Source organism: Oculatella sp. LEGE 06141, from assembly GCF_015207605.1.
Lineage (GTDB): Bacteria > Cyanobacteriota > Cyanobacteriia > Elainellales > Elainellaceae > Oculatella.
The window spans coordinates 1-11,428 of record NZ_JADEWO010000106.1 but is presented as its reverse complement, the minus strand read 5'-3'; the positions used below and the strand labels follow the sequence as shown (position 1 = coordinate 11,428).

The 11,428-nt window shown below is 48.3% G+C and carries 14 protein-coding genes and 1 pseudogene; 3 read left to right on the top strand and 12 right to left on the bottom strand.

The window, feature by feature from the left end; translation table 11 throughout:
• The 3 genes from IQ268_RS31155 to IQ268_RS31145 form a co-directional block, all read right to left on the bottom strand.
• On the bottom strand, positions 1-496 hold a 496-nt coding region (locus IQ268_RS31155; protein ID WP_193887223.1), incomplete at its 3' end, for a sulfite exporter TauE/SafE family protein.
• 5 nt (positions 497-501) lie between these two features.
• On the bottom strand, positions 502-1,041 hold the full coding sequence (locus IQ268_RS31150; RefSeq protein ID WP_193887221.1) for a rhodanese-like domain-containing protein: 540 nt from the start codon (positions 1,039-1,041) through the stop codon (positions 502-504).
• Positions 1,042-1,098: 57 nt separating this feature from the next.
• Complete coding sequence (locus IQ268_RS31145; protein WP_193887219.1) at positions 1,099-1,791, bottom strand: MBL fold metallo-hydrolase; 693 nt, start codon at positions 1,789-1,791, stop codon at positions 1,099-1,101.
• A gap of 176 nt (positions 1,792-1,967) precedes the next feature.
• Here IQ268_RS31145 and IQ268_RS31140 point away from each other — a divergent pair, with 176 nt between their 5' ends.
• A complete protein-coding gene (locus tag IQ268_RS31140) occupies positions 1,968-2,357 on the top strand; it encodes a helix-turn-helix transcriptional regulator (RefSeq protein WP_193887217.1) in 390 nt (129 codons plus the stop codon).
• 42 nt (positions 2,358-2,399) lie between these two features.
• On the opposite strand, the gene IQ268_RS31135 is transcribed toward IQ268_RS31140, so the two are convergent.
• The 9 genes and pseudogenes from IQ268_RS31135 to IQ268_RS31095 form a co-directional block, all read right to left on the bottom strand.
• Positions 2,400-3,338: a cobalamin-binding protein gene (locus tag IQ268_RS31135; protein ID WP_193887215.1), complete on the bottom strand. Its 939-nt coding sequence runs from the start codon at positions 3,336-3,338 to the stop codon at positions 2,400-2,402.
• A 202-nt stretch (positions 3,339-3,540) separates the two neighbouring features.
• Complete coding sequence (locus IQ268_RS31130) at positions 3,541-3,828, bottom strand: helix-turn-helix transcriptional regulator (protein ID WP_193887212.1); 288 nt, start codon at positions 3,826-3,828, stop codon at positions 3,541-3,543.
• Positions 3,829-3,937: 109 nt separating this feature from the next.
• Positions 3,938-4,954 carry a transposase gene (locus IQ268_RS31125; protein WP_193887211.1) on the bottom strand — a complete coding sequence of 339 codons (1,017 nt, stop codon included), beginning with the start codon at positions 4,952-4,954 and terminating at the stop codon, positions 3,938-3,940.
• 854 nt (positions 4,955-5,808) lie between these two features.
• Entirely contained in the window at positions 5,809-6,513 is a 705-nt protein-coding gene (gene istB / locus IQ268_RS31120; protein WP_193887208.1) for an IS21-like element helper ATPase IstB, read from the bottom strand.
• A gap of 667 nt (positions 6,514-7,180) precedes the next feature.
• A pseudogene (gene istA, locus IQ268_RS32620) lies at positions 7,181-8,047 on the bottom strand (IS21 family transposase); the annotation flags it as partial.
• A 168-nt stretch (positions 8,048-8,215) separates the two neighbouring features.
• The gene (locus tag IQ268_RS31110) at positions 8,216-8,446 is read right to left on the bottom strand and encodes a hypothetical protein (protein ID WP_193887206.1); all 231 of its coding nucleotides are present in this window, start codon (positions 8,444-8,446) and stop codon (positions 8,216-8,218) included.
• Between the two features lie 157 nt (positions 8,447-8,603).
• Positions 8,604-9,146: a hypothetical protein gene (locus tag IQ268_RS31105; RefSeq protein WP_193887204.1), complete on the bottom strand. Its 543-nt coding sequence runs from the start codon at positions 9,144-9,146 to the stop codon at positions 8,604-8,606.
• 149 nt (positions 9,147-9,295) lie between these two features.
• A complete protein-coding gene (locus tag IQ268_RS31100; RefSeq protein WP_193887202.1) occupies positions 9,296-10,027 on the bottom strand; it encodes a hypothetical protein in 732 nt (243 codons plus the stop codon).
• Positions 10,028-10,310: 283 nt separating this feature from the next.
• Positions 10,311-10,532: a hypothetical protein gene (locus IQ268_RS31095; RefSeq protein ID WP_228035887.1), complete on the bottom strand. Its 222-nt coding sequence runs from the start codon at positions 10,530-10,532 to the stop codon at positions 10,311-10,313.
• A 106-nt stretch (positions 10,533-10,638) separates the two neighbouring features.
• Here IQ268_RS31095 and IQ268_RS31090 point away from each other — a divergent pair, with 106 nt between their 5' ends.
• Positions 10,639-10,863 (top strand): hypothetical protein, encoded by a 225-nt coding sequence (locus IQ268_RS31090; protein WP_193887198.1) that lies wholly within the window; start codon positions 10,639-10,641, stop codon positions 10,861-10,863.
• Between the two features lie 222 nt (positions 10,864-11,085).
• Complete coding sequence (locus tag IQ268_RS31085) at positions 11,086-11,313, top strand: hypothetical protein (RefSeq protein ID WP_193887225.1); 228 nt, start codon at positions 11,086-11,088, stop codon at positions 11,311-11,313.
• Positions 11,314-11,428: the final 115 nt, after the last annotated feature.

Below are 11,428 nucleotides of genomic sequence, written 5' to 3'. Positions count from 1 at the left end.
CAAATCCCCCTCCCACGCCAATTAACCCGGTCAGCACCCCAACCCCCATCCCTTCACTCAACAGCCAGATCCAACAATAGCGACAAATCGGTTTGGGATACGATGCTAATGGGTCATCGGGTTTGAGGGGTTGCATACTGCGCTGAATCATGAACCCGGCTGCCAGACACATCACCACCGCAAACAGCATCATTTGGAAAGTGTCTGTCACCATTGGCAGCGTCGCAATTTTGGCACCGATAAAGGTTCCTGACATGGTTGCCGAGCCGAAAACAGCCGCTGTTTTTAGATTGATGTTACCTGCCCGCCAGTGGGGAATTAATCCGAGCAGGCTCACGGTTCCCACAATCACAAGAGTCATGGCGATCGCAGGTTTCGGGGATACGCCCATCACATATACCAGCACGGGTAATGCCAGTACCGAGCCACCCCCACCCATCAGCCCTAAACTCAGACCGATACACCCTGCCAGGAATAACCCGATGATCCCTTGCATGGGTCTTAACTCCGTTGGTTATAGGGCAACTTCGCCAGCATCCTGCCTAACACACAGGTATTTGTGATGCCAGAGTAAATCAAACCTGCACCCACGAATCCACTCAGGAGCAGAAACCAGGGAGAGACAAATGCACCGAGTAACGTTCCAGTCACGACTAAGGAACCTGCCATGATTTGCACCTGACGTATCAGACTAATGGGAGCATTCCGGTCCTGAACAGTAGGAAATCCGGCTTCTTTCCAGGCTCCAATCCCACAAGAAAGTTGGGAGACAGACTCAAATCCAGCCTCAAACAGTTTTTGGGCTGCCATTTGCGATCGACTCCCCGAACGACAATACAGCACTAATTGGGTATCTCCGCCCTGGGGAATTTTGCGTAAATCAAACTTCGACAGGGGAACTAGGGTTGCTCCAGGAATATGCTCCCCGGCAAACTCACCCGGTTCCCGCACATCAATCAGGGTGACGGATTGTTGGTCTAACCCCTGCTTTAGCGTTTGAGCATCAATCGTGTGGAGTTGGTTCAAACGAGAAACTGACATCGATAAAGTCTCCTGGTAATCGTTCAAAAACGGTTTAAAAATGGCTTTCGCAGTGCTTTAAGCAACCAGCACTCTGCCACAGCGTTCATTGGCGGGGACGGCTTCCATCATTTTTTGTGGGTTGGGCAGATTGAGGGATGCCATAAATTGGGCAAAGCTGGCTCGATCGCGTCCAACAAAGCGAGGGTTCCACTGCTTTTCCTCGCCAATTGTGGAAACGGTATGTCCCCGATAATCATGCCCCGGATAAACCAGTGTGCTCGGTAGAGTAAACAAGCGTTGCGTCACGCTGTCGTAAAGCGTTCCGGCATCTCCACTTTGGAAATCGGTGCGCCCACAACCCCGAATGAATAAAGCATCTCCCGTAAGCAGGTGAGTACCTTTGACGAGGTAAGCCATGTGACTGTCGGTGTGACCGGGAGTAGCGATCGCCTCTACTCTGACCTGATCCACCTGCAAAACCTCCCCATCTTTGATAAAGCGGTTGGCACAGGTGGCTTGAGCATATTCTGGAACAATGCCTGCACATCCGGTTGCTTCCCGTAGTTGCGCGGTTCCCGTAACATGGTCAGCATGAATATGAGTTTCCAGACAGTATTTCAGTGTTAATCCCAATTCAGATAGAAGTTGGCGATCGCGATCGACCTGCTCCAACACTGAATCCACCAGAATCGCTTCTTGGGTTTGAGGATCAGCAATCAAGTAAGTATAGGTACTGGTTGCTGCATCAAATAGCTGGCGAAATAACATGATTCATCAACTCCAAAATGACACGGGATGTTCAAAACTTGAACTTGTCTTTAACGGCTCATCGCTCGCCAGTGAGGATTACTTGAGTGCTTCTCACTTTTCTAACTATACTACTATATAGTAATATAATAGATCCATTAAGATAGTGGTAGGATAGTAAAAAGTTGTCGCTACCCATGCCCCTACCTTCCTCTGCCCTGGCTCAAGTTGCTGATTATTTCAAGGTGCTGTCTGAACTCAGCCGTTTGCAGGTGTTGTGTTCCCTCAAATCTGGCTCAAAGAATGTGACAGAAATTATGGAGGAGACTGGCTTGGGGCAGGCGAATGTCTCGAAACACTTAAAGATTCTGGCTCAAGCCGGGATTGTCTCCCGCACGCCTCAAGGGGTGAGTGTTTATTACGAGATTGCCGAGCCGTTTATTTTTGAGTTGTGTGAATTGGTGGGCGATCGCCTCTCGGTTCGTCTGGAGGAGCAGTCCCAACAACTGAAGCACTTGGAAAGCTTGCGACGGACGGAGCCAGTTGGTGCAGGCAGCAGAAATTCTAAAGCAAAGGCAAAAAAATAAAGATTGCCACTTAAAAATGTTTTAGCGTGCTATCTGCATTACTTAAATTTGAAAGCGGTTCCATGCAGCATTGACATAGTGGGTATCAAATTGTTGCGGATGAATAATCTCTGCCAGAATTTCCAGAGAGTCTACCAGACGTGGACCGGGACGGTTAAAGTAAGCGTTGCCATCGGTGAGATAGAACCTTTGTTGTTGAAACGCTCTTAGTTGCTCCCATTGAGGATGAGTGGCAATCTCCTGCTGTATCTCCTGCTGAGTTCGAGCCAAATCAAAGCCACAGGGCATGACGATAATGATATCTGGGTCTGCTTGTAGCAGGTCATCCCATTTGATGTAGGGAGAGTGATGCCCAACCTTACCAAAGAGATCGCGCCCTCCTGCTAATTCAATCAGTTCTGGTATCCAGTTTCCACTTGCCATCAACGGATCAATCCACTCGATCGCCGCTACTGTCGGTCGTTGATCGTTTGTAAGCTGTTGAGTCTTTGCTCGACAAGCATTCACCCGCTCATGTAGAGCAGCTAGGACAGAAGCGGCATCTATATTCAACGCAGCCGCAACTTGCGTGATGTCTGCCCAAACTTCTGAAAGGTTATGGGGTTGAAGAGAAATAATTTGAGGTTGAGGATCGCTGAGGGTGGCAACGGCTTGTTCGACCAGAGCGAAGTTTACTGCACACACATCACACTGATCCTGAGTCACAATGTGTGTTGGGCGTAAATCCTTCAGCACATCTAGATTAACGTCGTAGATGCTGAGCGTAGCTTCTAACAGGGCTTGTACATCAGCATCAATTTGGGCACTGGGTTTGACGGCATCCAATCTCGAAGAGGTACAGATGGGACGACTTTCAATATCAGTGGGATAGTCACACTCGTGGCTACGTCCTACAACCCACGGAGTCAAACCTAGAACGTCTAGAATTTCGGTAGCACTGGGCAGAAGGGATACGATTCTCACATCATCAACAAGTGGCATGGCTCTAAGACAGGACATTAAGGAGACTGATTGGATGATAGAGGTATACCATTTTTGCAGGCTGCTTGAACCTGAATCACTAATTAAATATTGATTTAGACGGTTCAATTCAATTTTCTAGTGAATGGGTTGAACTTGAGCATCAGATTGGCGGTATCAAGCGATGCAATGTTGTAGTACATCCATTGAAGAGTCGAACGGATCATTTTGCTAATATTTCCGTTTCAAACCAGGTCAAAATCTCTTCCACTGGTAGATTTAAGACCTGTGCAACAGTTTCTTTTTTGGTTCGATTCCACTTTGGAACGCGCTTATTTTTTTCCCAATAACGCACAGTACTTTCTGCTGAATTAATCTTTTGAGCAAACTCAGCTTGCGTGTACCCCATTCTTATCCTGGCTTGACGAAGTTTAGATCCACCTCTCCAGGGTAGTAGATCCGTTGTTATTTCTTGATCCATAACGGAGTTTCCTTGAATTTCATCGCGCATTGATAATGACCTCTCTAAGCTAATTCCAACCTTAAATGACTTACATGGCAGTAAGAGTCGTGGGTCTGAATTAATGGCTCAAATTCGCGAATAATCTTTTGGTTAGGACTTACGCAAGCGTCATTTTGATGGAGGGGTTTTTGAGTTGCTCAATGAGATAGTCATCCAAGAGTCCTTGCTTGAGTTGATAGAGAGAGCGTCCTGTTTGCAGTGCCAACTCATGCAGTCTCACCCAGACGAGCAGGGCACAACCAATATGATTGCGCTGAATCTGTCCACGGCGACACTGGCACTTTTCCCATCCTGTCGTCTGCTTTCCCTCTCGGTGTAACTGCTCAATCTTCCAACGGAAGCCACACACCTCTTGTGTTGCCTCAGTGGAATCTTGAGTCCCATCGTTAGTGATGATATAGTCCGTGCGGCGGGAAGACGCTACAACCCGGAACAGTTTCACCTTGTGGTCTTTGGGAAAGCCTTTAATCTTAATCACTTTGCCTTGTTGCAACTCAGACTCATGCCACTGCAAACTATCCACGTGTTGATAGGGATGTACCCCACCTGAATCATCGACCAGACGATTCGACTTCAATGGACAGTAGTACACCTTCTCCAGTGACTCGATCAGCAGCAACAGAGACTTGGTCGCATACCAGGTGTCCATCAAGACCGCATGGAACGGCAACTGCTTGTGGTGCACCACATTGATCAGCATATCGTTGACATGGTCGAGCTTGCTTTTGCCATCTCCATCCGGGTCATACACTCGGTAGTCAATCAGCCAGAATTGGTTGGTGTTCGGGTTGACATAGACACAACTGACCACACCAATGCCTTTGATCACTTGCTTAGCATTGCCACTGTATTGACGACGAACCAAGTCAATGTCAAAGGCGTGCCGTTTATCTAGTACCGTATCATCGAACAGGAGGTAGCCGTACTCGTCAGCATCAACTTGAGAGCGGACATTCTCCCAGACCAAGCCAGGGGTAATGCGCTCCTGTTGCAAGAACCGATTGATGGCATCATGGCTCCACCCACTGTGCTCGGCAAAATGAGTCAAGCTATAGTTCACCTGGCTCACTAGCAGGTACTGGCAGTAATCGAGACGAGTTAATTTATCGCTCATACCGATGACTCTACCGTCTTCTTATTTCATAAGCGAACCCCTTCCCATTTTTCATATCTGCGTAAGTCCTATTGGTCTCCAACAATGTCAATTAAATAGCAAACTGCGTAATTGCTCGGCTCTGGCAGAACTAGTCTAGTCACGCGATCGTACACAAATCTTTCTGCATAATCTTCATCGACTCGCCAAGGCTTAGGAGTCAATCGAGCACGAAAGGTAGATTGAAACTTGCATAACCGAGCATATAGTGGATCGACATAGAAGCTCTGCATTAATCGATGAGTCGCAGGATCAAGTGGATCAAAAGGTTGAGTTGTACAAACATGACGCAACCCGTTCCGTGTCCTGTAAACTCTAAACCCTAATTTGGGAAACTGTTCTGTAAGGCTTTTCACTGCTGAAATCGCTTGTCGCTGCGTCATAGCAATTTGAGAGCTTTTAGCACAGTCTTGAATTTCATCATTCCAGGGCGAGCAGATATCTACGTCGATAATTAACATGCGATCGCAGTTAAGCACTTCACAGTTGTACCGATTACGGGTGATAAAACCTTGTAATTGACCTTTGTAATAAATTTCCTGTTATTAAATGTCAAGCTCCTAGAAGTGTCGCGACAATCAAGTTGACGGACTAGTGTGTTGAGACAGCAGAACTAATCGTGTTTAGAGCAACACCAATTATTGCTTGGTCTAAACAAGAATCCGCCATTGAATGGAGTGACATGAACAAGCGAAAGTTGCGCTGAACATAGAGATTCAACGCGACAATGAGGATTCGAAATGACTGTCAGGATCGAAATGACAACCCGGATCGAAATGACAATTAGAGATCGCTGCGGTCGCTGGACGGATGTCTCAAGTGGGTGAGGGAGATCGCGCTTGTGCAGACTGCTTGCGGTAGCTCTGGGCTTGAATATCAATGATGAGGGCATGATGCACCAGCCGGTCAACCGCCGCGACCGTCATCATTGAATCAGCAAAGATCGCATCCCATTGACTGAACGGCTGGTTGGCGGTGATGAGTAAACTCTTGCGCTCATAGCGATGGGCAATGAGTTCAAACAATACACTGGTTTCCGCCTCCGATTTTTTGACATAGCCCAAGTCATCGAGAACAAGCAAGTCAAAGCGGTCCAGCTTTTTGAGGGCAGCTTGCAGTTGCAAATGCAGCTTTGCTTGCTGCAGGTGTTGCACCAGGGCAATCGCTGGAAAGAACTTAACCCGTTTGCCAAACTCCACCATACACCGGGCAATCCCAGTTGAAAGATGAGTTTTGCCAACGCCCGAAGCCCCAAAAACGAGGCAGTTTTCTGAGCGTGCTAACCAGGCGGGGTCTTCTGCTAGCTGCCGAATCGGCGCAGGATTGAGCTTGGGTACATGAGACCAATCAAAGTTGGAGAGGGTTTTGCCGTTGGGAAGCTGGGCCTCTGTAAGGGCGCGTTTGAGCCAACTTTGCCAGCGATGGTGTACCTCCGATTCGCAAAGTTGCAGCAAGAACTGGGCGTAAGACCACCCTTCCTGCATCGCTTGTTGTTCGAGTAATTCCCAGTGGTGCAGCATATGGGAGAGGTGCAGTCGTTTGAGGTGCAGGCTGAGGCTCTGGTAAGGACTGACGGGGGGATGGGTCGTCGTGGTTGGCGGGGTGGGTGGGCAGGAGTTGGTCATAGGTGGATAGCTCGTGTTGGGTCACTTGCAAAGTGGGCAAGGGGGATGGACTGAGCAGTTGAAAGTGTTGCTGTAAGCGCATTAACGTTAGGGACTGCGTTGCTAGTTGCGCTTCGAGATAGTCAGCGACTCTAGCTTCTTTGTCCTGGGTGGCTGCGATGTAAAGGGCTTCGACCATCAGCACCGCTGCACTGTCAAGGTCAAACTGCGCCTTCAGTTGCGCCCATAGCTCTCGGTAGTGGTCATTGGGCAATAGGTCTTGCTGCCAGGTGCAGTAAAGGAATGCTCGCGGTTTTCGCCGCAGTCCCTCAATGACATGGCGGTAGTTGATACAACGGGCCCGCCGTTTGGTCGGGTCAACCGAGCGCACGCGTGGCAGTTCCACCACCACCTGATGGTTCCAGTAACCAATGATGCGGTCGTGATACAGATGTAACTCTAAGGTGCGCCCAATTAAGCGAGAGGGAACGCTATACAAGATAGAGCGCACCTCAATCGTGCTGCGTGAACTGACCTTAGCACTGACCACTTCGTAGTCGGCAACTCGGTATTTGGGCAACGGTTGCAGAAACGGTTTCTCAGCCTCAAACTTCTCTTGGCATTGTACGTTTAAGCCAGCAACGGCCGCGTCAATGAGCGCCTGGTACTCACCGACACTGGCAAAGTCAAAGCTGCCTCGCAGTAATAATGCTTGCTCGATGCGGTTTTTCAGGTGTCCGTGGGGTGCCTCTATACTGCCGTTTTCGTGTGCAATGCCCCGGTTATTACGGGTCGGTTGCATCCGGTAATGCTGGCACAACTGGTCGTACAGTTGCGTCACGGCCTGCCCTTTGCCGCCGCTGTTACGATACGCGGCGCTCAGGCTATCGGTGCGATGTTGTTTGGGCACGCCGCCACAGGCACTCAAGGCATTTTGCAATCCCTCAGAGAGGGCAACAAAGCTTTCCCCGCCTTGGATAATCTGAGCGTGCTGCCACCCGCTGTAGCCCAAGCGATAGTGGTAGATTAAGTGCTCAAACGGCTTGCCGTTGATGGTGATCTCAATTCCTTTGAGTTCGGTGAAGTCTGAAAACCCCATTCCTCCCATCTCATGACGCAGCTCAAACATCACTTCTGGCGATGCCCCATGTAACACTCGCCAATGGGCCACTCGTCGTTGCAACGTCCGCAACACGTTGGGGTATTGGCCTGGATAGTTCTGTTGCAGATACTCAAATAGAGTCATTGGTTTGAGTCGTGGTTGCTGCTGCAACATCGGTTCCAGTTCGTCCTCCCAAACGCCCTGGAGCGGGTCGGGTTTGGTCCGCCCTCGGTTTTGTCCTCGTTTCGGTCGATGCACGCCTGCTTCAATGCGTTGTGCGGTTCTCTCTGAAAACTCCGCAATGGAAGCGGCATCGACCTGGGTTAAGCCGATTTCTCGTCCGTTCATGTACACTCGTAGTTGATAGTTTTTTATTGTTTTTCCAGGCACTATTGGCGTCTCCTTTTCCACAGGAATTGCCCAATAGTGTCTTTCTATTTGGAGGGGCGGTTTGCACTCTAGACTGCACTAGCGATCTCACCAATCCAGGATGACAACCCGCCAAGGCTATCGCCGTCACCCGTCATCTGCATTGTCACTTAATACCTGTAGAACAGGTTCAGTAACAACGCTGTACTCACCTAAATTAAAGGAATACCAGGAATCACCATTTGGATAGTCTGAAATTGTAATAGGGCTGCGGTGAACTAATTCAACTCGTTCTTGTGGGGAAAGCACACTAAACCATTTTCGTAGCAGAAGGGTATTGTCTCCATCCTCGTCTGCCTCAACAATCAATTCGGTCAAATATTCCTGCACCTGTGCAGCCGGATTTTCAACACCGCGTCTACGCGCTCAAAAACAGAGTTTTTTGAAAAGGATAGGATACTTCTGAAGAAATTGATCTAAGTTGAGGGGCACTTGAGCAATTAACATTTGTCTAGCAATCAAATATAGGAATGGTCTAAGGGAACGTGAACCAAACAGTTGGAGAAATCAATTCAAATATCGAACCAACAAAACAAATTAAGCATCCGACCTCTTGCGCCAGCCGAGCGTCCTGCTCAAAGACATGAAGGCTTGCAGTATCTAACCGGATTTGAGCGAGAATTTCCGCCCATTGTCTATCGACTCCAAAAAAATCAAGTTCACTTCCATCAGCAGTTGGGCGGGCGATCGTTATAGCAAATGTCTGTTGCCAATTTTCTAACCTTGCGGTCAGTTGAAAAGCATAAAATCTGGGTTGTTGAATCGAGCGGTAGTGGCTTAACTGCAACGGAACCGCGATGCGGTTTAAGAGCCAAGTGGAAGGATTAACCGAAATAATCGGTGGATGATCAGTCACCCTAAGGCTAGAGTTGCAAGTAGCCAAGAATTGCTCTACGAAAAGCTGAAATTCAGGTAATGGCAGTACAGAGCGTGCATCATCCTCCAAGTAAGGACGAATTTGCTCTAATAACTGCGATCGCTGTTCCAAATAGGGAGCTTCAATTTGTCGTATTTGCATGCTCTGTTGAGCGATGCGGCTATAAAGTTCCATCAATTGTTCGTCAACTACAGCATCACACTGACCTTGCATAGCGTGGTGAACCGTAAGGAGATGAGCGAGAGAGTCAGACATCATTTTGACCAACAGACTAAGAGGCACAATCAGCATCAAGTATGTATTTGGGTAAACGTAGAGAGGAGTTGTTCCAGAGGGGCATCTTTGTGCTGCCAAAACGCCTCAACTCTTGCCTCCAAAGTAAAAGCGAGTGCAGCATAGCAAATAATGCAACTGGCTTCCTCCAATAGTTGGGGTAGGATGTCATCCTGTTGGGAAAACTGAGTTTCTAATTGTCGAGCAATCTCTTCTTGCTGATTCTTAAAGTCTTGGCTGACAAAATTGAACGGGGACTCATACAACCGCCCCATCTGAATGGCTTCGAGATCTGCGGTAAACTCATGCAGGCGAACGGACAGTGCATAAAAATAAATCACGCACGCTCTGCCATTCTCCTCTACCCTACGCTGGGTCGATAGCTCAAAGTCAAAGAGTTCCATCTGCCCGTTGAAGTCGTGAAGATTCCAGTTGTCTGGATCAGGGTCAATGGAAAGTAGTTTGGCTTGGGAGGCTCCACGGAAGTTTTTCAGACAGGTTTGAAAAAAGAGATGGAAATCGGGCATCGTGAGTACACGAGTAGTATCCGTTTCAATCACCTCATTGCAAAGGGAGAGTTTACTCACAATGGACGACAATGGAGGTAATGGGGCATCCTGTAGGTCGTCGTTCAGTTGCCAAAGCAATTCCAGTTCAGGATGTAGGCGAATGGCAGAAGCTCGCAGAAAAGATTGATAGATTCCAAACAGAGGATGGGACTGCGACATGTTCTGAACACTACTGTACATGGCGTGATCAATTCATAAGCAGCATTCAGAAGTCTGGCATTTCAGCCTAAAACTACCTGGATGGAGATGGGCTAAGCTATACTCCCTTACCAAACTGAGGCACAGTTGGAAGTGACACCAGTCTGAATACCGCGCTTGATTTAGTTTTTGAGGTGGCAGGTGTGATCGCCCTCAAATTGTTGAAGGCATCGCCCGTCACCAATGCATTCAGGAGAATAAACAAGTCATAGGAGAGATACAAGGGGTTTTAGAGCGACTTACTCACGATCTATGACCAATTCGTTTAGTCTCGTAGTGAGTCCTGGGGTATGGTCAGGTGCCCTGCCTGTTCAAGTGCTTTAATCTGGTTCAACAGGTCTGCTTGCCGTAATAGTCGCAACACGTACTGTGGTCGGCGATGAAAATCAGTTCCCCAGTTTTTAATGGTGCCAGCGCTTAGCCCTGTTGTTTCAGAGAGAACGTTGATGCAAACCTTTAGATAGCCCTTCCCTGGCTCAGCAGTCATCCAACGTTCGCAATAATCAGTAGGCTCCATTGGAAGGTAGCGTAGCTGATCCAGTCGATGGAAATGGGGTGATATTTCGGACATCGAGCCGGGAAGATTCCTCCAGTTGATTTGGGTTAATGAGCGATCGCCTCCGCAAAGCGATCAACTATCCAACTTGCTGCACCAAAACATTCCCTGCATTAAGCAGAGAAAAATTACCTGCTCAATAGCAGAGTTAAGCAATAACCTGTTTTTGTGGTACTTCTACCGTTTTGTTCAGCAGGAAGCATCAGAGCAAGCTAGAGTCAGCCATCCAACTCAGGCAAACAAAACACTACCCAGCGGTTGAACCTTTACCAGAAAGCCTCTTGTGCCGCATGATGGGTAAGAACTCCACCCCAAAAGGGCGGGAGGAATTAAGCCAGTGTGAGACGGCAAATCTAAACACTGGCTTAAGCAAAATGAACATCTACCTGAATTCCAGGTGGCATATACCACCTTATAAGTCAATTCCCTGGCTCCGTTAATAGGTGGCATATGTCACCTGCCATTGACGTTAGCGGACGAAGTTATGGCAAAGAAGGGGCATAAGAGTCGTAAAGGGGTTGGCGAATTTTATGATGAGGTCAAGGTAGATACTCTGCTGTCCTTGACACCAACAGCAAGAGAAAGTCTGGATCAGCAGGCTAAATCAATCGGTATCAGCCGCAGCGAAGTTGTGGAACGTCTTGCTCGTGGATTGATTGCGCCTCCCGGAACAGTACCTTTATCTAAAGAGGAGCGACTTAGGGCTTGTTAAAAAATAAGTTCACACTTTTGAGTCGAGTCCAGAGCGAGGCTTGATCGTGTAGTTCCAGTGAGGACAGATGCTTCGTTTGAGAATATTGAGAGATGCCATGTCTTGGTCTGAGACT